The sequence below is a fragment of the Methylomarinum vadi genome, assembly GCF_000733935.1.
Classification (GTDB): domain Bacteria; phylum Pseudomonadota; class Gammaproteobacteria; order Methylococcales; family Methylomonadaceae; genus Methylomarinum; species Methylomarinum vadi.
The window spans coordinates 3,142,480-3,167,500 of sequence record NZ_JPON01000001.1 but is presented as its reverse complement, the minus strand read 5'-3'; the positions used below and the strand labels follow the sequence as shown (position 1 = coordinate 3,167,500).

The 25,021-nt window shown below is 51.0% G+C and carries 26 protein-coding genes (1 of these 26 cut by a window edge); 12 read left to right on the top strand and 14 right to left on the bottom strand.

Annotated features, from left to right (window positions below; translation table 11 throughout):
• Window positions 1-543: the 5' portion of a glycosyltransferase family 2 protein gene (locus EP25_RS0115745; protein WP_031434784.1), read on the bottom strand. 282 nt of this gene lie to the left of the window's left edge; the window shows 543 of its 825 coding nt (coding positions 1-543); its start codon is at window positions 541-543; its stop codon lies off the left edge, out of view.
• Between the two features lie 81 nt (window positions 544-624).
• Here EP25_RS0115745 and EP25_RS0115740 point away from each other — a divergent pair, with 81 nt between their 5' ends.
• Entirely contained in the window at window positions 625-1,074 is a 450-nt protein-coding gene (locus EP25_RS0115740) for an Rsd/AlgQ family anti-sigma factor (RefSeq protein ID WP_031434783.1), read from the top strand.
• 59 nt (window positions 1,075-1,133) lie between these two features.
• On the opposite strand, the gene EP25_RS0115735 is transcribed toward EP25_RS0115740, so the two are convergent.
• The 6 genes from EP25_RS0115735 to EP25_RS0115710 form a co-directional block, all read right to left on the bottom strand.
• A complete protein-coding gene (locus tag EP25_RS0115735) occupies window positions 1,134-3,761 on the bottom strand; it encodes a UPF0182 family protein (protein ID WP_031434782.1) in 2,628 nt (875 codons plus the stop codon).
• A gap of 151 nt (window positions 3,762-3,912) precedes the next feature.
• Window positions 3,913-4,407 carry a PaaI family thioesterase gene (locus EP25_RS0115730; protein WP_031434781.1) on the bottom strand — a complete coding sequence of 165 codons (495 nt, stop codon included), beginning with the start codon at window positions 4,405-4,407 and terminating at the stop codon, window positions 3,913-3,915.
• Window positions 4,408-4,425: 18 nt separating this feature from the next.
• Entirely contained in the window at window positions 4,426-7,071 is a 2,646-nt protein-coding gene (gene pepN, locus EP25_RS0115725; RefSeq protein ID WP_031434780.1) for an aminopeptidase N, read from the bottom strand.
• 43 nt (window positions 7,072-7,114) lie between these two features.
• Window positions 7,115-7,507, bottom strand: coding sequence for a DUF423 domain-containing protein (locus EP25_RS0115720; protein ID WP_031434779.1), 393 nt, complete (start codon window positions 7,505-7,507; stop codon window positions 7,115-7,117).
• Complete coding sequence (moaB, locus tag EP25_RS0115715) at window positions 7,507-8,028, bottom strand: molybdenum cofactor biosynthesis protein B (protein WP_031434778.1); 522 nt, start codon at window positions 8,026-8,028, stop codon at window positions 7,507-7,509. Before moaB ends, EP25_RS0115720 begins: the two co-directional genes overlap by 1 nt.
• A gap of 7 nt (window positions 8,029-8,035) precedes the next feature.
• Window positions 8,036-9,340 carry a DegQ family serine endoprotease gene (locus tag EP25_RS0115710; RefSeq protein ID WP_235186004.1) on the bottom strand — a complete coding sequence of 435 codons (1,305 nt, stop codon included), beginning with the start codon at window positions 9,338-9,340 and terminating at the stop codon, window positions 8,036-8,038.
• A gap of 451 nt (window positions 9,341-9,791) precedes the next feature.
• Here EP25_RS0115710 and EP25_RS0115705 point away from each other — a divergent pair, with 451 nt between their 5' ends.
• On the top strand, window positions 9,792-11,117 hold the full coding sequence (locus tag EP25_RS0115705) for a cyclic nucleotide-binding domain-containing protein (protein ID WP_031434776.1): 1,326 nt from the start codon (window positions 9,792-9,794) through the stop codon (window positions 11,115-11,117).
• 54 nt (window positions 11,118-11,171) lie between these two features.
• On the opposite strand, the gene rpmG is transcribed toward EP25_RS0115705, so the two are convergent.
• Window positions 11,172-11,327, bottom strand: a complete 156-nt coding sequence (rpmG, locus tag EP25_RS0115700; RefSeq protein ID WP_031434775.1) for a 50S ribosomal protein L33 — start codon at window positions 11,325-11,327, stop codon at window positions 11,172-11,174.
• Between the two features lie 11 nt (window positions 11,328-11,338).
• Entirely contained in the window at window positions 11,339-11,575 is a 237-nt protein-coding gene (gene rpmB, locus EP25_RS23010; RefSeq protein WP_084191062.1) for a 50S ribosomal protein L28, read from the bottom strand.
• A gap of 142 nt (window positions 11,576-11,717) precedes the next feature.
• On the opposite strand from rpmB, the gene gshB reads away from it, so the two are divergent.
• From gshB to EP25_RS0115660, 8 genes are read left to right on the top strand one after another with little or no spacing between them, the layout of a single operon-like run.
• Window positions 11,718-12,665, top strand: a complete 948-nt coding sequence (gene gshB / locus EP25_RS0115695) for a glutathione synthase (protein ID WP_031434774.1) — start codon at window positions 11,718-11,720, stop codon at window positions 12,663-12,665.
• 49 nt (window positions 12,666-12,714) lie between these two features.
• The gene (locus tag EP25_RS0115690; RefSeq protein ID WP_327036936.1) at window positions 12,715-13,536 is read left to right on the top strand and encodes an energy transducer TonB; all 822 of its coding nucleotides are present in this window, start codon (window positions 12,715-12,717) and stop codon (window positions 13,534-13,536) included.
• 5 nt (window positions 13,537-13,541) lie between these two features.
• A complete protein-coding gene (locus EP25_RS0115685) occupies window positions 13,542-14,105 on the top strand; it encodes a YqgE/AlgH family protein (RefSeq protein WP_031434772.1) in 564 nt (187 codons plus the stop codon).
• Complete coding sequence (ruvX, locus tag EP25_RS0115680) at window positions 14,098-14,553, top strand: Holliday junction resolvase RuvX (RefSeq protein WP_031434771.1); 456 nt, start codon at window positions 14,098-14,100, stop codon at window positions 14,551-14,553. The genes EP25_RS0115685 and ruvX overlap by 8 nt, the downstream gene beginning before the upstream one ends.
• A complete protein-coding gene (pyrR, locus tag EP25_RS0115675; protein WP_031434770.1) occupies window positions 14,550-15,068 on the top strand; it encodes a bifunctional pyr operon transcriptional regulator/uracil phosphoribosyltransferase PyrR in 519 nt (172 codons plus the stop codon). The genes ruvX and pyrR overlap by 4 nt, the downstream gene beginning before the upstream one ends.
• The gene (locus tag EP25_RS0115670) at window positions 15,058-16,038 is read left to right on the top strand and encodes an aspartate carbamoyltransferase catalytic subunit (protein ID WP_407661364.1); all 981 of its coding nucleotides are present in this window, start codon (window positions 15,058-15,060) and stop codon (window positions 16,036-16,038) included. The genes pyrR and EP25_RS0115670 overlap by 11 nt, the downstream gene beginning before the upstream one ends.
• On the top strand, window positions 16,035-17,312 hold the full coding sequence (locus tag EP25_RS0115665) for a dihydroorotase (RefSeq protein WP_031434768.1): 1,278 nt from the start codon (window positions 16,035-16,037) through the stop codon (window positions 17,310-17,312). Before EP25_RS0115670 ends, EP25_RS0115665 begins: the two co-directional genes overlap by 4 nt.
• Window positions 17,313-17,320: 8 nt before the next feature.
• On the top strand, window positions 17,321-17,626 hold the full coding sequence (locus EP25_RS0115660) for a c-type cytochrome (protein WP_031434767.1): 306 nt from the start codon (window positions 17,321-17,323) through the stop codon (window positions 17,624-17,626).
• 43 nt (window positions 17,627-17,669) lie between these two features.
• On the opposite strand, the gene rmuC is transcribed toward EP25_RS0115660, so the two are convergent.
• From rmuC to cysB, 4 genes are all read right to left on the bottom strand, one after another.
• A complete protein-coding gene (gene rmuC / locus EP25_RS0115655; RefSeq protein WP_235185923.1) occupies window positions 17,670-19,022 on the bottom strand; it encodes a DNA recombination protein RmuC in 1,353 nt (450 codons plus the stop codon).
• A gap of 8 nt (window positions 19,023-19,030) precedes the next feature.
• A complete protein-coding gene (gene hemL / locus EP25_RS0115650; RefSeq protein WP_031434765.1) occupies window positions 19,031-20,311 on the bottom strand; it encodes a glutamate-1-semialdehyde 2,1-aminomutase in 1,281 nt (426 codons plus the stop codon).
• Window positions 20,312-20,452: 141 nt separating this feature from the next.
• A complete protein-coding gene (locus EP25_RS0115645) occupies window positions 20,453-20,893 on the bottom strand; it encodes a hypothetical protein (RefSeq protein ID WP_031434764.1) in 441 nt (146 codons plus the stop codon).
• Between the two features lie 276 nt (window positions 20,894-21,169).
• Window positions 21,170-22,174: an HTH-type transcriptional regulator CysB gene (cysB, locus tag EP25_RS0115640; RefSeq protein ID WP_051906772.1), complete on the bottom strand. Its 1,005-nt coding sequence runs from the start codon at window positions 22,172-22,174 to the stop codon at window positions 21,170-21,172.
• 99 nt (window positions 22,175-22,273) lie between these two features.
• Between cysB and EP25_RS0115635 the strand changes: the two genes are divergently transcribed.
• Window positions 22,274-23,095: a sulfite exporter TauE/SafE family protein gene (locus EP25_RS0115635; protein WP_051906770.1), complete on the top strand. Its 822-nt coding sequence runs from the start codon at window positions 22,274-22,276 to the stop codon at window positions 23,093-23,095.
• Here EP25_RS0115635 and EP25_RS0115630 read toward each other — a convergent pair.
• Window positions 23,082-23,762, bottom strand: coding sequence for a YggS family pyridoxal phosphate-dependent enzyme (locus tag EP25_RS0115630; protein WP_031434761.1), 681 nt, complete (start codon window positions 23,760-23,762; stop codon window positions 23,082-23,084). The two genes, EP25_RS0115635 and EP25_RS0115630, sit on opposite strands and share 14 nt — an antisense overlap.
• Before the next feature lie 221 nt (window positions 23,763-23,983).
• Here EP25_RS0115630 and EP25_RS0115625 point away from each other — a divergent pair, with 221 nt between their 5' ends.
• The gene (locus EP25_RS0115625) at window positions 23,984-25,021 is read left to right on the top strand and encodes a type IV pilus twitching motility protein PilT (RefSeq protein ID WP_031434760.1); all 1,038 of its coding nucleotides are present in this window, start codon (window positions 23,984-23,986) and stop codon (window positions 25,019-25,021) included.

Below are 25,021 nucleotides of genomic sequence, written 5' to 3'. Positions count from 1 at the left end.
GCGCAACCATAAGTCATAGTCTTCGCAGGCAGGCAAACTTTCATCGAACATCCCCACCTTGTCAAAAATGCTCCGGTGGAGCACAATTGAGGAAGGCGACATAACGCATAACGGCAAGCATTGACGAAAAATCCAGCCGCCGCTTTTGCGATGCTTATGCATAGGATTGACCCGCCTGCCATGCCTGATCCAAATCTCCTCTGTATGACACACTTTTTTGTCGTTTTGATCCTTCAAGCTTTCCGCCTGCAGTTGCAGCTTACTCGGCAGCCATTCATCGTCGGAATCCAGCAACGCAATCCAATCTCCTGTAGCTTGTTTGATACCAAGGTTGCGCGCGGCACTTACACCTTTATTCGACTGAAAGAAATATTTAACCTCGGGAAATTGCTTTTGCACCATCGCAGCAGTATCGTCACCGGAGCCGTCATCGATCACGATCACTTCGTATGGCGCATAACTTTGAGCATAGACCGACCGCAAGGCCCTTTTAAGATATCGGCATCGGTTATAGGTCGGAACAATGACCGAAATTCTAAACATATTTCTCTTAAATTTTAATTAATTGTTGAATTTTGCTGATAGATGACTTAAATTTGAAGCCGCTCACTTCTATTGGAGGCCATGATGTCTTTAGCGATTAATTTAAATTTGGAAAGACGCCAACAAGCCCAACATCTAGTGTCTGAATTGCGGCAAGAAAGGCATGAGGTCTGGTCATTGTATTGTCAAATCGCGGAATTAAAACCTTTCAGCAATAACACGAACATTAAGTTAATAATGAAACAATTCGCCGAACTGCTCGTCGATTATGTTTCGCTAGGGCATTTCGGGATATATGAGCGATTACTGAGCGGGACCGAGCGTCGGCAACGCGTATTGACCGAAGCCGACTCGTTTTATCCCGAATTTTCCCAAACCACCGAAGATGTCGTAACTTTTAACGATCGCTATGATCCCGGCAATAGGAAGCTAGACTATCAACATCTGGAAACAGACTTATCAAAACTGGGCGAAAGCCTGGCAAAACGCATGGAAATCGAGGACAAACTCTGCGCTTTATTGCTGAAATAACACTATTCACCCCACAAAATACGGCTGCATCCGAGCAGCCGCTAATCCCCCCAACTCCGTTAATTCCCTAGCGTCGTACCCGATCCCGTCGACTCTTTTACTTCTTTGATGAACAGCTTTTTCAGGCGCTGAAAAGCCGACCACAAGGTCTTATCCATTACCACCTGATTGCCAATCGACACAATCACCCGGGTCAATTCCGGAATCGTCGTTTTCGTCGACAATAAATAGATCGGCTGCACATACAGCATCGAATTATCCATCGGCAAAATGATCATCCTACCCCGTCTCACGCTAGATCCATGCTGATCCCAAAGCGTGAACTGCTCGGAAATATCCGGATCTTGGTCGATTAGCGCATCGACCTGGGCAGGCCCGTTTACCTGAACATCTTTTCGAAATTTATAAATCGTCACACTCGGGTCGTAGGAATTACCGCATTTGTCGTGATCCAAGGTACTGGCGATCCCCACCATACTCAGATTATCCCGATGAATCGGCGTCATCGGATTGATCATGACGAACTCTTCCTTATCATTGCAATTACCGAAATCCATGGTAATGAAATAAGGCCTGACTGTTTTATTATCGACCGTCGCGAACTGCCAGGTTTCCGCTTGCTCATAAAACAGATCCGCCGTGATCTGGTGATATTTAGCATAGACCTTCATTTGCATGTAAAACAAATCGCGCGGATAACGCAAATGCTTTCTCAGCTCATCCGGCATTTCATCGAGGTTCTTGAAAACCCCCGGATAGGCACGGCTGTACGCTTTGATCAACGGATCGTCGGGCTCGACGATATAATAATCCACCGACCCGTCGTATGCATCGACGACAATCTTAACCGAGTTGCGGATGTAATTAAAATTCTGCACACCGTCGAGAAAATCATCTTCAGCCAACTTGGAGACCGGATACTTATCGGAGGTCGTATAGGCATCTTGTATCCAATACAACCGGTCCTTCCCGATGACTAAATAAGGGTCCTTATCCAAATGCAAGTAAGGCGTTAACGCGTTGATCCGTTCGATAATATTACGCCGGATCATCAATTTGCTGCGGGTGGAAATATTGGTCGAAAAAAAGATCTTTTCGTCCCTGAAATAAAAGGCGAATAGAATCTTCCTGAAATAGCCAGGAATCGGCACGCCGCCTCGGCCGGCATAACGCTTGTCCGCCTCCGAGGTAGACAAGCCTGCCACCGTCAGTTTATTGGGCACAATCGCATACTGATAATGCTCCTGGCCATAATAGATATCCGGATACTTGACCTTGAACCCGACATCGGAAGTCATATTCAAATCACGCAAATACCACACGATCGGTTTGTCCGCATCCTGAGCGGCCGGCGTCACTACAGCACCGTAGCCATGGGTATAACGTAAATGAGTATTTTCCCAATTTTGCGCTTCGCTAGGCAATTTCTTGATATTCATTTCCCGTGCAGCCAAATTGACCTGCTGTAAGTGTTCATTCAGAAAATAGCGATCTTCATCGACAGCGGGGAAGCGGTAATAGGGCCGGATACCTTGCAACTGCATATACACGTCATTCAGAAATTCTCGATCCCAAACCGGAATATTCTCGAAATGTTTTTGCGTCGACCATTTTTCTATGTCCTTGGTCGCATCCAGCTTCACCTGAAAATCGATTGTTTTAATATTGTTCAAGTCGTAGGCATCCAGCGTCGCTTCGATATTGTATTGCATGAAAATGCCTTCGGTCTTGACCGGATTCGGCTTGACGATGAAGGTGGTCATCAATCGCGGTATTAATTCCACTTTCTGCAAACCGAGCATGGCGAAAAAAAGCAGGGACGAAATAATCAATGGCAATTTTATGCGATGTTTTTCGGAGAAAATAAACACCATGCCCGCGATAGCCGTCGCCAAAAAAGTGAAGATCGACAACCAGATTAGCGGCAACAGATAGCGAATTTCGACGAACCCCGGCCCGAAAAACACCGGCTCATGCGAATCGACGTAGAGCAGCGAATAGCGCTCGAGCAGGAAGCCCCAGACCACGAAAAGCACGATAAAACCCAGCAATATGCTCAGGTGAATCTTGGCTCCCAACGGGTATTCCTTGCTTTGATTGGGTACGAAAATATGTTCCAGCCAATACAAGCACCCGACCAGGAGAAACAGAATGATGGATGTCGACAGCAATTCCTGTTGAATCAACATGTATATCGGGTAGGACAGCAGATAAAAGCTGACATCTTGCCCGTAAACCGGCTCGGTGATGCCGGAAGAACTTCCGAAGAAAAATAACAGCCCCTTTTCCCATTGTTCGTAAAAAGGAATGGCAATGAAGATGGCCAACAGAAAGGACAAGGGCGTGTAAATTTTGCTCGAGCCGCTCATGAACACATCGGCGAAGCGCTGAAATCGGCGCCTCTTGTCGGCGTCGAGCAGCACGGCGTCTGGCGGGTTCAATCCCAGATAACGAGAGGCAATCCAGAAATGAAAGTAAAAAACGGCAAAGAAAAATAATGTAACGCCGCCGGAAAGAATAAATCGATATAACAGTCTCAGCCAGAAATACGCTTCGTATTGCAACGAGCGAAACCACCACAAATCGACGAATAGATCGAGAAAAATGAAATAGAATGCAACATATAAAACTATAGCGATAACAATTGTTGCACCTATCAATACAGGCAACAGGTTCCTGATTCGCATGATTTCCTCTTCAACTATAGACTGTTTTTTATTGTGTTACCTGATTGTATCAGAACCAGCGTAATAGCGTTACGAGCGGTTAGCGATAGCCAATAGCAGGCTCTGCCTTTAGAGAGCAAACCCTCCATTCGCGCAACGAGAAGGTCGCCTGTCACTCTTTAAAACCCTTATTTTTTCTATATCCTCTAGGCCTTATTGCCACTCGCGCCTTAACCAGAGTGCACAAAGTGCCGTCGGTGAGATAATAACCATACTCGAATTCCGGTGTGCTGCGTCCTTTAGTGCCCAACTCCATCGCAATGCGTTGCTCCTGTTCTGCGGTCATCCTAAAACGCAACTGCAGGTCGGTCACCCCTTCGTGCCTAAAATCCAGATGTAACGAACGGGTCCAGACCGAATAGCCAGGAAAAACCTTATGGCAAGCCATCGCGGCGATGGGGTCGGCCAAACTGGCCTGAAAACCGCCGAACAAGCTGCCGCCGGTATTGGTGGCAATCCAACTGTGGGGCAACAAAATGGTTATCTTGCGCCAACAAGGCGACAGTTCCAGCACCTTGATACGCATCAACCAAAAAGTCGGATACCATTCGATGCGCTGTTTATCGTTAAGCCACCGCGCCTCCCAGATCAGCTTGCGCAGATTCATACGTTTTACAGTTTTTCCTCAAGCCAAACTCTTACTGGCGACTTCGAATACATCTTTGGAAATTCTGTCGGTGTCGACAATGCGCTGCAGTTCGGTTCTCATTAATTGCTGGCGAGACGCGTCGTGACGCCGCCATTGCGTCAAGGCCGAAACCATGCGCGCGGCCACCTGGGGATTCAGACTATTCAAGGCAATTATTTGATCGGTCAGAAAACGGTAGCCGGAACCGTCTCCGGAATGGAAATGTAGCATATTCGCTTGGCTAAAAGCCCCCACCAAAGACCTTACCCGATTCGGGTTTTTTAAATCGAAAGACGGATGATGCAGCAATTCCTGTACTTTGGCAAACGTATCGGGCATGGTGCTGGTGGCCTGCAAAGCGAACCATTTATCGATCACCAATGCCTCATCCTGCCATTGCAGATAAAAGTCATTCAGTAAATCCTGCTTGACCGGGCTATGGCTGTTGATTATCGCCGACAATGCCGCCATTTGATCGGTCATTGTCCCTGCGCGACTGAACTGTTGGGCGGCCAAGTCATAGGCTTCATCGTTTTCCAGCGCCATTAAATAGTGCAGAGCGGTATTTTTAATTCGCCGCCTGCCAATGGCATCGGCGTCGAAACGGCCTGTCTCATCACGATGATATTGCTGATACAAACGGAAAAACTGCTCCCGTAACTGCTCGGCGAGGTTTTTTCTGACGAATTCGCGGGCCCGATGAATCGCCTCGACATCGATCACCTCCATCTGGCTAGCCAGATAGGTTTGATCCGGCAGTTGCAACAAGAGGGAGAAATAGGATAAATCGTCCCACGATTGTTGCAGCAATTTTCCGTAAGCGTCGACAATCACCGGATTCAACGTCAAACTTCTACCACCTTGAATGTCTTCGATGAGTCCGGAAATAATCTGCCCGGACAATTGCTGCGCCGCCTCCCATCGATTGAAGGTATCGTTATCGTAGCTCAATAAAAAAGCCAACTCCTCCAAACTACGCTGTATTTTCACGATCACTGGCGCGGAAAAACCACGCAGCAGCGACACCACCGGTTGCTCGGCAAGACCAGAAAAAGTAAAGGTTTGCTCCGCCTCGATCAACTCCAGAATCGTCTCCTCGACCGGATCCAGCCCATTTTGCTCGATCATCGCCACGGCGCCATCGGGTCTCAACAAACCGGTTTTGACAGGGATATGCAACGGCGGCTTATTTTTCTGTCCCGGCGTATCGGGGCAACTTTGCGTAATCGTCAACCGCAGCTGCTTGCTGTCGGCATCGTATTGTTGCCGCACATCCAGCACCGGCGTCCCGGCCTGGGCATACCAGCGTCTGAATTGGCTCAAATCGCGCGCATTGGCGTCTTCCATCGCCTTGACGAAATCATCGCAAGTCACCGCCTGGCCGTCGTGGCGTTGAAAATACAGGTCGCTTCCCTTACGAAAACCGTCCGCGCCCAACAGCGTATGCAGCATGCGCACGACTTCGGCACCCTTCTCGTACACGGTCAAGGTATAGAAATTGTTGATTTCGATATAAGAATCGGGCCGTATCGGATGCGCCAACGGCCCCGCGTCCTCGGCGAACTGGCGGGTTCTGAGCATATTGACGTCCTCGATGCGCTTGACCGCTTTCGAGGTGCGATCGCCAGTGAACTCCTGGTCGCGGAATACCGTGAAGCCCTCTTTCAGGCTGAGCTGAAACCAATCCCGGCAAGTGACACGGTTACCGCTCCAATTATGAAAATATTCATGGCCGATCACGCCTTCGATATGCTCGTAATCGCTATCGGTCGCGGTATCTGGGCGCGCCAGCACGAACTTAGTGTTGAAAATATTAAGCCCCTTGTTTTCCATCGCCCCCATGTTGAAATGGCCCACCGCAACGATCATATAAAGATCCAAATCGTATTCGCGGCCGTAGACTTCCTCGTCCCACCGCATCGCATTTTTCAGCGATTGCATCGCATGCCAGCATTTGTCGACATCATGCGCCTCGACGAATATTTGCAACGTAATCTCGCGCCCGCTCATCGTCACGAAGTAATCCTCGATGCATTCCAGCTGTCCCGCCACCAACGCGAATAAGTAACAAGGCTTGGCGAACGGATCTTCCCAACTCACCCAGTGGCGGTTATTGTCCAGTTCACCTCCAGCCACCTTGTTGCCGTTGGACAGCAATACCGGATAGTGCTCCTTATCCGCCACCAGCCTCGTTTTGAATTTACTCATCACATCGGGCCGATCGAGAAAATAGGTAATTTTTCTGAACCCTTCCGCTTCGCATTGCGTACAAAGCATGGTGCTGGATTGATAAAGCCCTTCGAATGCCGTGTTGGTCCTTGGGCTGATTGAGTTTTCGATGGTCAGCTCGAAAGGTTCTGTTTGCGGTACTTCATGAATAATCAGCGATTCCTCCGTCTGCAGGTAGCACCCTACGCTCAAGGGCTCTCCATTCAGGGATACGCCATGCAATATCAAACCTTCCCCCATCAACGTCAGTTCTTTGCCCTTGCTTTGACATTGAGGATTGCGTTGCACAGTTAGGCGTGAAGTGACGCGGGTCTGCTCGGCATCGAGGTCAAATTCCAAATCCACCTGATGAATCAGGTATTCGGGAACGGTGTAATCTTTTAGGTAGATGGTCTGTGGATTGGCGTCACGCATGATAATTCTTTAATCGTTAGTGCTAAGGATGTCTGCTGAAAATTCAGGTTTTCGTTTTGGCGTTCCCAACGCCGGCGGCATATAACAGCAACAATAACCAGGCTGCGATGAATGCGACACCTCCGATTGGCGTTACCATGCCCAGCCATTTTAAATTCAGCAGGGTTAATAGATAAAGGCTGCCGGAAAACAGTAAAATACCCACGAACATCAGCCATCCGGCCCAAACCAACAGCTTCGCTTCGTCAATCTGCTGACGACATACGGCAATCACTGCCAGCCCCAAGGCATGCCACATCTGGTATGTCACCGCTGTTTTATAGACGGCCAGCATATCGGCACTCAATACATGCTTGAGTCCGTGTGCGCCGAATGCACCCAGCATCACGGCCAGCATGGCCGATAAGGCAGCCAAGAATAAAAATACCGAACGCATTATTTCTCCATGAGTCTGGGCATCAATTGAACCAGATTACACGGTTTGGTGCGATAGTCCAGCTGCGCCTTGATCAATTCGTCCCAGCCGGTGCGGCAAGCGCCGGACGAGCCTGGCAGACAAAAGATATAGGTGCCGTTAGCCACCCCGGCCACGGCCCGCGACTGCATCGTCGAGGTCTTGATATCCCGGTAGGAGAGCATGCGAAAAACCTCGCCAAAACCTTCCAAAACCTTATCCAGCAACGGCGTCACCGCTTCCGGCGTACCATCGCGCCCGGTCACGCCGGTGCCGCCGGTCGTGATAACGGCATCGACCTCTTCCTCAGCGATCCAATGCGACACCACCGCCCGGATTCGATAAATGTCATCGGCCACGATTCGTTTTTGATAAAGCTTGTGACCCTCCTGCTGCAGGCGCTCGGCCAGCGTTTTGCCGGACACATCGTCGCTTTCGGTCCGGCTGTCGGAGACGGTCAGGATGGAGATATTTAAAGGGATGAATTGATTGTCTTTATTCATGTTTATTTCAACACCAAAAGAAGGCCTCGCCGCCACGCTGTATGTTGATCAACAATGCCCGGCGCGGATCGACAACACGCTTCAATTCGTCCAAGTTTCTGATACGGTAGCGGTTTGCAGACACGATAATATCGCCAGCACGCAAACCTACCCGCCAGGCATAAGTACCGGCTTCGATTTTTTCGAACAAGACGCCTTCGACCTGCCCTTTTTGCGTATTGCCTAAAACCGTGCCATCCAGCGTTCTATGCAATTTCTGGCCGGCTAATTGCGGTCTTTGCGGCTTACCGATGACCGCCCTGACGGTTTTACTTTGCTCGCCGCGAATAATTTCCAGGTCCACACTGTCGCCGATTTCCATCAAACCGATCATATTGCGAATCTGGTGGCTTCCTTTGATTCTACGGCCATTCAGGGCAACGATAATGTCGCCTGGCTCCAAGCCGGCTTTGGCAGCGGCCGAAGAGGCTTCGATCCGGCTAATCACGGCGCCATGCTTGCTTCTCAGGCCGAAGGCCTTGACTAATTCCGGGGTCAAATCCTGGGTAGTCACACCCAACAGGCCCCGCCTGACTTCGCCATGCTCGACCAAGGAGTCCACCAGCGTCATCACCATGTTCGACGGTATCGCGAAACCGATACCGATATTGCCGCCGCCCGGCGCTAAAATCGCGGTATTCATCCCGATGAATTCACCGCGCAAATTAACCAAAGCCCCCCCGGAGTTGCCGGGATTAATAGAGGCATCGGTTTGAATAAAATCCTCGTACCCTTCAATGCCCAGACCACTCCGCCCCAGCGCACTGATAATGCCGGACGTAACGGTTTGCCCAAGTCCAAAAGGATTGCCAATGGCCACCGCAAAGTCGCCTACTTTTAGCCTTCTTGAATCGGCAATGGGCAAAGCTGTCAAATTTTCGGCCGGAATCTGAATGACGGCGACATCGGCTTCCGGATCGGTGCCGAGCAAATTTGCGCCGAATTGCCTGCCATCGTTCAATGTAACCATGATTTTATCGGCCTTGTCGATTACATGGTTATTAGTCACCACATAACCCTTGACGTCATCAATAATTACGCCGGAGCCTAGACTGTTTTTTTGCTGTTGTCTGGGTCGCTTCGGCAATTGAAAAAAATAGCGAAAAAAAGGATCGTTCAGCAAGGGGTTCTCTCTGATCATTTTCGTCGTCGAGATATTGACTACCGCCGGCATACTGCGTTCCAGCATCGGCGCAAGCGAAGGCAATGGCCGGCCATCGACATAAGCCGGTAAAGCGGCATGGGCCAATGAATTCAATAACAGCACTTGCATCAAGACGGCAACGACCAATGCAATAGGGTGTTTGGTTTGTTTAACCATTAATTGCTTCCTCATTTTTTCATCTAGCAGGCATAAGGCGGTTGCCGCAGTACATAACTAATAAACAGCGAAATATTTTGCCATAATTAAGCAACGACGATAAATCATGGCAAAGCAGGTTTTCGAGTCTTTAATTGAATTTTCTTTTGACTGGCTTCAAAGTGGCAAGAACTCTTAAGTCACAATATGGAGATGATTGTATAATTTTAAAGGATTGATTTATTGAATTTTCCCCTAAGCGAAAACACTGAACTATTGGCTTTGCTGAAACGTGTACACATCCAACTACCTGGAAAATAGCCGCCTTCATTGCCGCAATTCTTAAAACTGCTATTTTTTTAACAAAACAAAGTGATTAATTACACTATTATTTTTATCGAATTTGCCGTTATTCTGAGAACAAATGACTGTTGACCCAAATTCCGAAGATGCTCGTTCCATCCGGCAAATGTTTCCATTATCGCGGATTCCCAAAGCCAGATTCTCAGACATTTGCAAACAAATCGATATCGAAGCCAAGAATGCAGGTGAATTCTTATTCAGGCGAGGCGACAGCGAAAATGATTTGATTTATCTGCTCGACGGCAGTATCCGCTTATGCACCGAGGAATTTTTGGTGGAAACGATCAAGTCTGGAAGCGAAACCGCCAAATTTGCATTGGCCCACCAGATTCCGAGAAAAATAGATGCCGTTGCCGATACAAATATCCGTTTTTTACGCCTGAATGCTGCTATGATAAAAAACGTGCAAAACGCTCCCTATCAAGAAGAAGTAAACTCTATGGTTGGTGAAGAGCCCGAAGACGACAACGAAGACTGGATGACGACGCTGCTGAGATCTCCGATTTTCAGGGCGCTGCCTCCTGCCAACCTGCAACGCATCATCATGGGACTCGAAGAAGTCTCTTACGAGCGAGGTGAAACCATTATCCAGCAGGGAGATCCGGGCGATTATTATTATTTGATTAAAAGCGGCCAATGCTTGATCACCCGCAAACCCACGCCGACGGCAAAGGAAATCAAGCTGGCTCAGTTGAAAAGCCAAGACACATTCGGCGAAGACTCCATACTGTCCGGAGAACCGAGAAACGTCACCGTGCGCGCGCAAACCGACGTCACCCTGTTGCGCCTGAACAAGGAAAACTTTGTCAATCTAATCAAAAACCCAACCCTAAAATATATCGATTACAAAGACCTTGAGACGGAGACATACACCAATGCGGTCCTGCTCGACGTCAGACCTCCGGACGAATACAAGAAGAGCCATTTAGAGCGCAGCGTCAACGTTCCGTTTTTTTCATTGCGCATGCATTTTAAAACGTTGGCCAAGAAACAGCCGATCATCGTCATTTGCGAAAACGGCGATACCAGCAACGCGGCGGCATTCCTGCTATTAAGAAATAAGATCGAGGCCTTTGTTCTTCGAGGCGGCATGGCAAAAGTTCCGGCGCAAGCCAAGACCAGCGAAGCGACATTTACGATCGACGAAGCCGAACAGGATGAGGAAAGCGCTTCTGTACAGACTGTCGGAGATGCCTACCGGGAAGAACCTTCCGAGCATATCGAACCCGATATCGAGCAACTGAAGCAAACCATTGCTCAGTTGGAAGAAAAATGCCGGACTCTAGCGGAAGAGAAAGAAGAAATAACGAGGAAATACAAACTGCTGTTCAAGCAAACAGAAAAAATGAAAGCCCTGATCGATTCAATCAGGAACCATAACGGCTAGCAGCAGTAAACCATAGTAAGCGCCTTTGTCGCACAAAGGCGCTTAAAATAAGCATCATTTAATCTTTGCTTCTTTATAAATCACATGCTTGCGAACCACGGGATCGTATTTCTTGATCTCCATTTTTTCAGGCATGGTTCTTTTATTCTTGGTTGTGGTATAGAAATGACCGGTTCCTTCGCTAGAAACCAATTTGATTTTATCGCGCATTGATAATCTCCTTAAACATTCTCGCCGCGTTTACGGATATCCGCTAAAACGTTATCGATACCTCTTTTATCGATGATACGCATACCTTTTGCGGACACTCTCAAACGGACCCAACGATTTTCGCTTTCAACCCAAAATCTATGTTGATGCAGGTTAGGACTGAAGCGTCTTTTGGTTTTATTTTGTGCGTGTGATACGTTATTTCCGGTAACGGGACGCTTACCCGTTACTTGACATACTCTGGACATGAATTACCTCTAATGCGTGCCTTTGTTCAAAAGTTAGCCGTTCTTTATACCAAAAAATCTTTTTTAGGTAAACAACCGGGCCTAAATTAAATTTGGTAAAATTGCTTTTCCCACATCAACTCAAAATACCGCAGGTTCACCGATGAGCATTAAGTTAGGCATGGTCATGGACCCCATCGACCGTATCAATATTAAAAAAGACACCAGCTTTGCGATGCTGTTGGAAGCCCAGGCCAGAAACTGGGAATTGCATTATATGGAGATGAACGATCTTTTCCTAAGCAACGGCCAAGCCCATGCCAAAACCCGCACGCTTAGCGTCCAGCGCAACCCAGCCCGGTGGCATGAATTTACCGCCGAGCAAGACATGGCCTTGTCCGAGCTGGATGTCATCTTGATGCGCAAGGACCCTCCTTTCGACCAGGAATATATCTACGCCACTTATCTCTTGGAACAGGCGGAACGCGCCGGCACGCTGGTTATCAACAAACCGCAATCGCTCAGGGACGCCAACGAAAAACTGTTTACCGCCTGGTTCCCCCAATGCTGCGCCCCGACCCTGGTAGCCAGGGAACCGCGGCGTATTCGTGATTTTTTACGCCAACACGGCGAAATCATTCTAAAACCCTTGGACGGCATGGGCGGCGCTTCGATTTTTCATGTCCGCGAGAACGATCCCAACCTGAGCGTCATATTGGAAACGATGACCCAGCATACCTCGCGTTTTATCATGGCGCAACGCTATCTCCCCGAAATCAAAGACGGCGACAAACGCATTTTGTTGGTGGACGGCGAACCTATCCCTTACGCGCTGGCCCGCATTCCAGCCAGCGGGGAAACTCGCGGCAATCTGGCCGCGGGGGGTAGAGCTGAAGGCCGGGAACTCACAGAGCGGGACTGGTGGATCGCCCGCCAAGTCGGGCCTACCTTGAAGCAAAAAGGCCTCCTGTTCGTCGGCCTAGATGTCATCGGCGATTACCTCACCGAAATCAATGTCACCAGCCCGACCTGCGTCCAGGAACTGGACAACCAATTCGGTCTCAATATCAGCGCCCGCTTGCTGGACCATATCGAAACCAAACTGCGCTAACATGTCATCTTTTCCAAATAACCCGACACCCATTTCGCATAGTGATTCCTTGCTCACAGCCTTATTCATTGCCGCGATAGTGCATGTCGTTCTCCTGATGAACCTTAACTTCAGCATCCCTCGCCCTGAAAAAGTGCGCAAATCGATCGAAATAACGTTATCGAGCTCATCTGCCAAAAAGGCGCCGAAAAAAGCCCATTATCTTGCTCAGGACAATCAAATCGGCGCCGGCAAGGTAAATAAAAAACCGGAGCCGCCGAAACAAAAATTGCCCAGTCAAGGCAGCGGCCAACAACGGCAGCCAGCACCACCAAAAAAGGCGAGCAAACCGCAAGCCAAGCAAAAAAAGGTGACGACGGAGCAAGCGCCGGAAAAGATCGCAAGCGCCAGCAAGCCCGACACACTGAGCCAAGCTCAACAAAGCAAACCGCAATTAACGCCGGAATCCTTGCAGCAACAAATTGCGCAATTAGGCGAACAAATCAGGCAAAGTCGGCCCAGTTCTGAACTCAGCCGGATCAAATTTGTCAATGCGGTCAGCACCCATAAATATGTCGCCGCTCAATACATTAAGGATTGGGAAAATAAAGTTGAACGCACCGGCAACCTAAACTATCCTGAAGTGGCACGCAAGAAAGGATTTTCCGGGACCTTGACGATGGATGTAGGCATCAAGGCGGACGGCAGCATATACAGCATGCGCATTACCAAATCTTCAGGCAACCAGGCCTTGGACGATGCCGCCAAACGCATCGTTCGCATGAGCGCACCCTTTGCGGAATTACCCGTCGAATTGTTAGAAGAATTGGATGTGTTGGTGATTACCCGAGTGTGGAAATTTACCGATGAATCCGGTTTGACAACCCGATAAATAAAATGACTGCTACCTATTTGAATAATCAATTTCTGATCGCGATGCCAAACCTGGCTGACCCCAATTTTACGCACACGGTCACCTACTTATGCCAGCACAATGCCGAAGGAGCGCTGGGCATCGTGATCAACCGTTCCGCCGGGCTGAAACTGGGCGATATTTTCGAGCAAATGAAGATACAAACGCCTTACGACCATATTAAAAATACACCGGTGTTTGCCGGCGGCCCGGTACAACAAGAAAGAGGTTTCGTTATCCATAGCCCCTGCGGCAAAACGTGGGATTCCACATTGGCGATTTCCGCGACGACATGCCTGACCAGTTCACGCGACATTCTCGAAGCGATCGCTGCCGATGAAGGTCCGGAACATTTTCTGATCGCTTTGGGCTATGCCGGCTGGGGCAGCGGTCAATTGGAACGGGAAATTGTCGACAACGCCTGGTTGAATACCCCTTGCTGGGAAAATATTCTTTACGACATGCCGATCAGTCAGCGTTGGAACGCCGCGGCCAGTCAAATGGGCATTGATATCAATAAACTGACCACTCCGGCGGGACATGCCTAAGCCAGACCCATTACTCAAACATAACAGCGATACATACCTGGGCTTCGACTTCGGCAACAAAAAGATCGGCGTCGCTATCGGCCAAACTACCACCAGCACAGCCAGTCCGCTGCAGACCCTACGCTCGCCCCAGCAAAAAATAGACTGGGACAGCATCGCCAAACTGATCGAGGAATGGCGCCCGGCCGGGCTCGTGGTCGGCATATCCCGACAAGCCGACGGCTCGGACAACATCATCACGCCGCGAATGCAAAAATTCTGCCGCCAGCTGGAAGGCCGCTTCCGTCTGCCCGTCTTTCAGGTTGACGAAGCCTTGTCGACCTTCGAGGCCAAACAAATGCTATTCGATGAACTGGGGGTCAGAGCTGCTAAACTATGGGCAGTCCAGGACCAGCTGGCGGCCCAGTTGATCCTGCAAAGCTGGCTTAATACACACTCAACCACATGACAATCACGACACAAGATATTCCCGCCTTACTGGACACCCTGGAAACGGAACTTCGCCAAGCCATCGCGTCCCGGCAATTACACAATCCGCTGATGATTGGCATCCACAGCGGCGGTGTATGGATCGCCGAACGACTGCACCAGCGCCTTAACTTAGCGGAACCCTTAGGGGTCTTGGACATTTCCTTTTATCGCGACGATTTTTCCCAAATCGGCATGAACCCCAAAATCAAGACCAGCCAATTGCCTTCCCACGTCGAGGGACGCGACATCATTCTGGTCGATGACGTATTCTATACCGGCCGCACCGTGCGGGCCGCGCTAAATGAAATTTTCGATTACGGCCGCCCTAACCAAGTGTTATTGGCGGTATTGATCGAACGGGACGGTCGCCAAATCCCCTTGCGCCCCGACTGCTGCGGCCGCCAGGTCACCCTGCAACCGGGTCAACGCATCAAACTGACCGGGCCGGAACCCTTGAGCATTGACATCAAAACCATCGAGCATGCAGCCTAATACCATGAGCGCCAATCTGCAATTGAACGAGGAAGGAAAATTAAAGCATTTCCTGTCGATCGAAGGCTTTAGTCGGGAAATGCTGACCGAAATCCTCGACACCGCCGCCTCGTTTGCCGGCATGTCGGAACAACAGGTCAAAAAGGTTCCTTTACTGCGCGGCAAGACCATTACCAACTTGTTTTTCGAAAACAGCACCCGCACCCGCACCACGTTCGAACTGGCCGCCACCCGACTTTCCGCCGATGTGTTGAACATCAACATCGCCACATCCGCGACGTCCAAAGGGGAAAGCCTCCTGGATACGATCCGCAATCTGGAAGCGATGCATGTCGATATGTTCGTAGTCCGGCACGCCATCAGCGGCGCGGCCCATTTCATTGCCGAAAACTGCGCGCAGCATATCAGCGTAATCAATGCCGGCGACGGACGCCACGCCCATCCCACCCAGGCCATGCTGGACATGTTTACCATCCGTCAACACAAACACGATTTCGATAATCTGAAAGTCGCGATCATCGGTGACATATTGCATTCCCGTGTGGCCCGTTCGCAAATTCAAGCGCTCAATATTCTCGGCGCCAAGGAAGTCAGGGTCATTGCGCCCAAAACCCTGCTACCAGCCCAGGTCGAACGACTCGGCGTCAAGGCTTACCACAACATGGAACAAGGCCTAGACGATATTGATGTCATCATCATGCTGAGGCTGCAGAAAGAACGCATGAATTCAGCGCTGCTGCCGAGCGAAAGCGAATATTTCAAATGTTTCGGCTTGAGCGCACACAAAGTCAAATTGGCCAAGCCGGACGCTATCGTCATGCATCCCGGCCCGATCAATCGGGGCGTGGAAATCGAATCCAGTGTCGCCGACGGACCGCAGTCGGTTATCCTGCAACAAGTCAGCAATGGCATCGCCGTGCGCATGGCCATAATGTCGATGGCCATGCAAAGCAGTGGAGTCAACCAATGAGCAAACTTTTAATCCGCGGCGGCAGAATCATCGACCCTGCCAATAATCTGGATCGCCAGGGGTCGGTCAGTGTTGCCGACGGTAACATCATTGCTGTCGGCGACGAGCTGGAAGCTTTTACCCCTGATCGCATCATCGAAGCCGAACAGCAAATCGTCTGCCCCGGCTTCATCGACCTAAGTGCCCGTCTGCGCGAACCGGGACACACCCGCAAGGGCAATATACAATCGGAAACCCGCGCCGCCGCGGCGGCCGGCGTGACGACTCTGTGTCTGCCACCCGACACCAATCCGGTCATCGATACGCCTGCCGTGGTCGAATACATCAAGGACAAATCGGAAAAAGCCGGTTACGAACAAATCCTCCCCATCGGCGCGCTGACTCAACGACTGGCGGGTAATGAGATCAGTTCGATGTTCGCATTAAAACAGGCTGGTTGTATCGCCGTCGGCAACGCCGACTTGCCGCTGACCAAGTTGCAGATTTTGCGGCGGGCGATGGAGTATGCCGACAGTCATGGCCTGTTATTGATTTATCGTCCCAACGAACCGTCCCTGAGCGCCGACGGCTGCGCCCACGATGGCGCTTTCGCTAGCCGTTACGGCCTACCCGGCATTCCGGCCGCCGCCGAAACGGTGGCCGTGGCGCAATGCTTGGAACTGGCGCAATTGACCGGCTGCCGCGTGCATTTCAGCCGCATCAGTTGCAAGGGCTCTGTCATCAAGCTGCAACAGGCGAAAAAATACGGCCTCAATGTCACCGCCGATGTCGCCATTCATCAGCTGCATCTGACCGAAGACGACATGATCCCGTTCGACAGCGCCTACCACGTCGACCCGCCCTTCCGCAGCGACAGCGATAAACAATTCCTGCGCAACGGCTTGGTCAACGGCACGATCGACGCCATTTGCTCGGATCATCAGCCCCACGATTTGGATGCGAAACTGGGTGCCTTCCCGGAAACCCAGGCCGGTATCGCCGCCCTGGAAACCTTGTTGCCGTTGACCTTGCGACTCAGCCGCGAACATCCCATCAGCCTGACCCAGTCAATCGCGGCCCTGACGGAAAAGCCCGCCAAAATTTTGGGCTTGGACAAAGGTGCGCTAACGCCGGGCCTGGGAGCCGACATCTGTATTTTCGCACCGGAGCAATCCTGGCTCGTCGGTCATGACAGCTGGCAAAGCGCCGGGAAAAACACGCCTTTTTGGAACAAGAGCCTGCAAGGAAAAGTCACTCATACCCTGCAGGCCGGTCGAACCATTTATCAGCAATAGGAGCCTCGATGAATCGAATAACAATAATAACCGCATCCGCCCTCTCCCTAACCCTACTCAATGCCTGTTCGCGCGATTATACGCCGGAACCCCAGGCCAGCGGCGAAGAAATTTATCAGTCCGCCTGCGCCGAGTGTCATAAAGCGGACGACAAAGGTGCAATTTTTCATATAGACCCGAAAAACGCCAATCCCACCTATGTCATTCACAAAGTCAAATCGGGCTCCTTAATGATGCCTTCTTTCCCCAATATCAAGGCCGAAGATTTCAAAAAGCTCACCGCCTTTGTCCTGGCGCACAGCAATAGCGAGTAGCATGGTTAGGGGATGGGTAGAGCGCAGCGAAATCCTAGCGCGCTTAATCGTCCCCCAAGCCAGCCCTTTCCGTCACCGATTTCGGCAGTTTTTTCTTAACCTTTACGCCCAATTCCACAAAACTGTCGGCCTGGCGCACCAGATTGCCCTGGCCCGTAGTCAGTTTATTCATCACCGCGTCATAGGTCTTGTTGACCGTGGCTAGCTGGTTACCGAGCCGCTCCAGGTCTTCGACGAAACCGCGAATTTTATCGTAGAGAGAGCCGGCCTTGTCGGCGATGGCCTTGGCGTTTTCATTCTGCTGTTCGTAGCGCCAAATGTTTTGTATCGTTCGTAACGTCGCCAGCAACGTCGTCGGCGTTACGACGACGATCTTATGCTCGAAGGCCTCCGAAAACAGCTTTTCGTCAGCCTGAAAAGCCGCCATGAACGCCGCTTCGATCGGCATGAACAATAATACGAAATCCAATGAGCGGAGGCCCTGTAGCGACGAATAATCCTTATCGCTCAAGGTCCTGATATGGTTTCTGACGGCGTCGCTGTGTTCTTTCAGGGCCTGTCTTCTTTCCCGCTCCTCCTCCGCCGAACAGTAACGCTCATAGGCCAGCAACGACACCTTGGAATCGATTATGACATCTTTGTCTTCCGGCAGGCGGACAATGACGTCGGGTTTGAATAATTTATTGTCGGCATCGCGGAACGCGCCCTGGGTTTCGTATTCGATGCCCTTACGTAACCCGGACTGCTCCAGTACCTTTTCCAGTATCATTTCGCCCCAGTTGCCCTGCGCCTTCTTGTCGCCTTTCAGCGCCCGGGTCAGGTTCAGCGCTTCCTGATTCATTTTCGCGGTATCGCGCCGCAACGAGGCGATTTCCTCGCGAAGAGAGATTCGGTCTTTGCTCTCGTTGTCGTAGACCGCCTCCAAACGGGACTTGAAATCGCCCAACTGTTGTTTCAGCGGCATAACCAGGTGTTCTATGCTGGTCTTATTCTGCTCGCTGAATTGCTTGCCGCGCTCCTCGAAAATACGGTTGGCCAGATTTTCAAACTGGATCTTCAACTGGGCTTCGGCATTGTGCAGCAATTGTATTTTTTCGTCGTTGTGTTGTTGCTGCTCCCGCAACTGGGTCCGCAGTTCCGCATTGGCTGTGTTAGCCTGGATCAATTGTTGCTGTAATTGGCGGGATTCATCATTTTGGGCCGAAAAATGCTCGAGCTTTTCTTCGGCGACGGCCAGTTTGACGGCAAACTGCTGCTGTTCCTCTTTTTTCTGGATTAATATCTCTTCCAGTTCGGTGAGGTGTTGACCCTGTTTGCGATACTTTATGCCGATCAACGCCCAACCGAGCAGAAAACCGACCAGTGCGGCCGCCAATAGCGGCCACAGTTGTTGCATCCCGACCATTAAAGCGATTTAAACACCTTGCCGGCGGCCTGCAGCGTTTCCTCCAAGTCCTCATCGCTATGCGCGGCAGAAACGAAGCCGGCTTCGAACGCGGACGGCGCCAGATAAACGCCTTCATCCAGCATGGCATGAAAAAAACGCTTGAATAATTTCTGGTCGCATTGCATCACTTGGGCGAAACGACTGACTCTTTCCTCGCCGGTAAAAAACAAGCCGAACATGCCGCCGACCTGGTTGCAACTCAACGCGATGCCGGCCGTTGCCGCCTGTTGCCGCATGCCGGCGGCCAATTTTTCGGTTTTGCGACTCAATTCGTCATAAAACCCCGGAACCGAAATCAACTCCAATGTTTTCAGACCGGCCGCCATCGCCACCGGATTACCGGACAACGTGCCCGCCTGATAGACCGGCCCGAGCGGCGCCAGATGCTGCATGATCTCGTGCCGGCCGCCGAACGCGCCGACCGGCATGCCGCCGCCGATCACCTTGCCCAACGTGGTCAAATCGGGCATGACTCCATAGTAACCTTGGGCACCGTGCAAGCCAACGCGAAAACCGGTCATCACTTCATCGAAAATCAACACGCTGCCGTATTGGTCGCAAACGTCCCGCAAGGTCTCCAAAAATCCCGGTTCCGGGGGGATACAATTCATATTGCCGGCCACCGGCTCGACGATGATGCAGGCGATCTGCTCACCGCTCGCAGCAAAGGCTTCCCTAACCGCGTCGCTATCGTTATAGGTCAAGGTAATCGTGTCCGCCGCTAGCGCCGCCGGCACGCCGGGCGAGCTGGGCACACCCAAGGTTAAGGCGCCGGACCCGGCCTTCACCAGCAGCGAATCGGAATGGCCGTGATAACAGCCCTCGAATTTGACGATCTTGTCGCGCCCGGTATAGCCGCGGGCAAGACGCAACGCACTCATGGTGGCCTCGGTGCCGGAACTGACCATCCGCACCAGATCGACCGACGGCACCAGTTCACAAACCTTGGCGGCCATGCGGGTCTCGATTTCGGTCGGCGCGCCGAAACTGAGGCCTTTTTCCGCCGTTTCCTTGACTGCGGCAATCACTTCGGGATGGGCATGGCCAAGAATCATCGGTCCCCAGGACCCGACATAATCGATATAGCGTTTATTTTCGCTATCGAATACATAAGCCCCGGAAGCGTGGTCGAAATAGACCGGCGTTCCGCCGACGCCGCTAAAGGAACGGACTGGCGAATTAACACCGCCCGGAATTACTTGTTTCGCCTGAGAAAATAATTCGGCTGACTGAGTCATGATGATGTTGCTGTTGATTGGTTGATGACAGATGTGAACTGATAAGTGATGGCCGGTAGAAATACCTGTTTCCAGCCATCCCTCGAGTATTGCCCACCAACCGTTAGCAGCGGCTAATGGACAATGCGAAGACTAATTTGATTAACGCTTGCCGAACAATTGCGGGGTTTTTGCTTGATTAGTCTGCTGCAAGCAATGGTAAGCGGCGTTTTCGAAACGGATGCGCAGCGATTGGGTGTCCTTATGTTCTTTCAGAAATTTCTCCGCTTCCACCGCGGTCAGATCTTTCATCATATATTTCGCGATGCACATGCATGGCTTAGCGTAACGTAGCTTGTCCTCGGCCTTATTGACCGAATTCTTGATCTCCCGTTGCACGCATTGCTCGGCAAAATCATGTTCGAACTTATGCTTTTCCAAATCGGTCACATCGGCATCGTGGGAATGATCGAAGGGATTATGCACGGCCTTTTTGGCGACAGTCTTGGGTTTGTCGTCGGAACACCCCGATAGGGAAGCGGCCAAAAAAAACATGGTCGCGAGCGCAATAAAATAATTAATCGTAGAATTCTTTTTTTTCATGGATTTAGCGTCGATAGTCTGACAGATGACTTAACATAAGAGCGAAACTGTACCATTTTATCAGAGCGGATTCTAGCTCTAGCCATCCTCTCCTCATACAATCCCGGAGAACCCTACCGACGGATTGCAGATGCCGGGCCAGTTCAGCCGATCCGGCATTGCCTCATCCAATTTTGATGGCAATTGCAAATTCCTATGCGTAAAAATAATGGGGAATAAGCTTAGCGAAACATAAGCCGGACACTCATTCTTGATTATCCACCTCATCAAACGGAATTATTGAAGTTCATGTTCACTCGGTTTCGGTGGCCGGTAGATCGGCACGACAAAATCGGCGAACAGTTTTTCAGCTTCCGCGTTGTTCGAACAAAGCAGGGCTTGTTTGACGACATCTGCGGACAAATGCGGAGCGAACATTTCGATGAAACGAAAAACATAATCCTTGATGTATTTGTCCCGCTTGATCGCGATCCGGCTGGTACTGACACCGAACAGATTCTTGGCATTGAGCGCCTGTAGATCCCGGTCCTGGTCCGGATGAAAAGCCATGTCGGCGATGATGCCGATACCCAGGCCCAGACGAACGTAGGTTTTGATCACGTCGGCATCGACCGCCGTCAGCACGAAGTCCGGCTGTAGCCGTTCTCGGCGGAAGGTTTCGTCCAATTGCTCGCGGCCGGTGAACCCCTGGACATAGGTAATGATCGGATAGCGCGCCACGTCGGCCAGCGCGACCGAGGACAGTTGCGTCAAGGGATGCCCCTGCCGGGTAATGATACTGCGGCTCCATTGGTAACAAGGCATGGATAGTAATGCCTCGCGATCGGCCAATGCCTCCGTGGCAATCGCGATATCGACCTCGCCCCGCTCCAGCATGTCGGCGATTTGGCTGGGGGTGCCCTGATGAAGATGCAGATCGATAGCGGGATAAACGCGTAAAAATTGCTCGACAACCTTCGGCAACACATAACGCGCTTGAGTATGGGTGGTCGCCAAGGTCAGGGATTGCTGGGAACGGTTTAATTCATCCGCCAGCAGCCGAATATTCTCGACTTTTTGCAAAGCCTCCTTGGCATAGTACAAAACTTTTTCCCCAGCCTCACTGAAAGCCAGCAAATGCTTGCCCTTACGCCGGAACAACTGAACATTCAATTCCTGTTCCAGAAGTTGAATCTGCTTGCTGACCCCGGATTGCGAAGTAAACAAAGCGGCCGCAGCTTTGGATATATTCATGTTCTGCCGTTCGATCTCGCACAAATAGCGTAATTGTTGCAGCTTCATTATCTGTTTTTAGAATAACTATATAATTTTTTATCACTATTAAATATATATCATCTACATTATAGTTGCCGCTCATTTCAATTTAGATTTAAAGCACCAATGGAATTAATACACATAGCGGCCGGCTCCTTAGTGGGTTTGATAATAGGCTTGACCGGCGTCGGCGGCGGTTCCTTGATGACCCCCATCCTAGTCATGGGATTCGGTTTCACTCCTGCGATCGCGGTGGGTACGGACCTGTTTTATGCGGCCATCACCAAGTGCAGCGGCGTGTTTTTTCATCACAAACAGGGTACTGTCGACTGGAAAATCGTCTTGCTGCTCGGAAGCGGCAGCGTGCCCTGCTCGATATTGACCATATCTTTGCTGGAGCGCTTGCGTGCGTCAAACATCAATTACGATCATCTGATCATCGGCACTTTAGGAATCATGCTGATATTGACCGCGCTAATCATCGTCATCAAGAACCGTTTGTTAAGCTATGTTCACAGCAAACATAACGGCAGTCTGTTGGTCAGATTGGTCCGCGACAACCGCCCGGCGATCACCGTACTCGCCGGTTGCCTGCTCGGCGTCGTCGTGACACTGTCCTCGGTCGGCGCCGGCGCAATCGGTTCGGCCATTCTTTTCTTGCTCTATCCATACAAACGCCCGATCAGTATTGTCGGCACCGATCTGGCCCACGCCGTTCCGTTAACGGCCATAGCCGGTCTCGGTCATTTGCATTTCGGTTCGATCGACTTCGCCCTGTTATTCGGGCTACTGGCCGGCGGTTTGCCCGCTATTTATCTGGGCAGTCTGTTGGGCAAGAAACTGCCCGACCGAATCCTCAGGCCATTGATTGCCGCGTTACTATTGCTTATGGGCATCAAGTTGCTGTCCACCCTAATCAGCCTAACGGCCGTCGTCAATATATTCTGACTCCAAATATCCCAGTGCCTATCCTCACTATGGTCGAACCTTCCGCAATAGCCGCCTTAAGGTCTCCGCTCATGCCGAAGGAGAAGGTATCCAGACCGGACATGCCGAGCTGTTTGACGGTCTGATACAGCATCCGATACGGATGGCATTGACGCTGGTAATCGGTTTCCGGTTCGGGAATGGCCATGACGCCGCGCAGACGCAGGTTCGGTAATGCTTTGACCTCCGCCAGCAACTGCGGTAACTCGGCCAACGTAATGCCGGATTTACTTGCTTCGCCACTGATATTGACCTGTAAGCAAATATTGAGCGGCGGCAAATGTGCCGGCCGTTGCTCGCTCAGGCGCTTGGCAATTTTGAGTCTGTCGACGCTATGCACCCAAGCGAAATGGCCGGCAATCGGCCGGGTCTTGTTGGATTGAATCGGACCTATAAAATGCCAGGTGATATCGAAACCGGCCAACTCTCGCTGTTTGCTCAGCGCTTCCTGTAAATAGCTTTCCCCGAAATGCCGTTGGCCGGCCTGATAGGCTGCGGCGATATCTTGCGCCGGTTTGGTTTTACTGACGGCCAATAAGCGAACGCTGCCTCGTTCCCTGCCGGCAGCCAGTTCGGCATGTCTGATTTGCGAACGGATGTTGTCAATATTTTGCTGTATCGTTGCCATGAAGATTTCGGTTGTGAACAAGTTCCGTTATTAAACAATAGCGCTTCAAAAATTGAAACATCTGAACTATGTTTATAGTTTGATAGCCCTTGATAACGAGCGGCTTCATCCAGCTTGACGCCTTTCGATCTATACCGACACCGAATACAAAATACCAACGCCGCTCGAAGCAGGCGGCAAAACACGACAGATGAACACTATGCCTAAGCGCGGGGACTTTTATGGACATTGCTGAACTATTGGCCTTTTCAGTAAAAAATAACGCATCCGACCTCCACCTTTCAGCCGGTCTGCCGCCTATGATCCGGGTGGACGGCGACATTCGCCGAATCAATATCCCGGCGCTGGAACATAAGGAAGTGCATGCGTTGATTTACGACATCATGAACGACAAGCAACGCCGCGATTTCGAGGAGTTTTTGGAGACCGACTTTTCCTTCGCCCTACCCAATGTCGCCCGTTTCCGGGTCAACGCCTTTAACCAAGATCGCGGTGCGGCGGCGGTATTCCGGACCATTCCGTCGAAGGTATTGACGCTGGAAGATTTGAATGCACCAAAATTTTTTGCCGAGGTCTGCAAAAAGCCAAGAGGATTAATCCTGGTCACCGGCCCGACCGGTTCCGGGAAATCGACGACCTTGGCCGCCATGATCAACCATATCAACACCTCCGAGTACGCCCATATTCTGACGGTCGAAGATCCGATCGAATTCGTGCACGAGAGCCAAAAATGCCTGATCAACCAACGCGAGGTGCATAGAGACACCTTAGGATTCAACGAGGCGCTTCGTTCCGCCTTGCGGGAAGACCCCGACATCATTTTGGTCGGCGAAATGCGCGACTTGGAGACTATCCGGCTGGCACTGACCGCCGCGGAAACCGGCCACTTGGTATTCGGTACGCTGCATACCACCTCGGCCGCCAAAACGATCGACCGGGTCATCGACGTCTTTCCGGCCGCGGAAAAAGACATGATCCGCGCCATGCTGTCGGAATCGTTACAAGCGGTCATCTCGCAAACGCTGTTGAAAAAAGTGGGCGGCGGTCGAATCGCGGCCCACGAGATCATGGTGGGCACCCCGGCGATTCGCAACCTGATCCGCGAAGCCAAAGTTGCACAGATGTATTCCGCCATCCAAACGGGCCGCAAGGAAGGCATGCAGACCCTGGATCAAAACCTCAAGGAACTGGTCGATAAAGGCATGATCATGTCGAAAACGGCCATGGTCAAAGCCGTCAACAAAGACATGTTCCGCTAA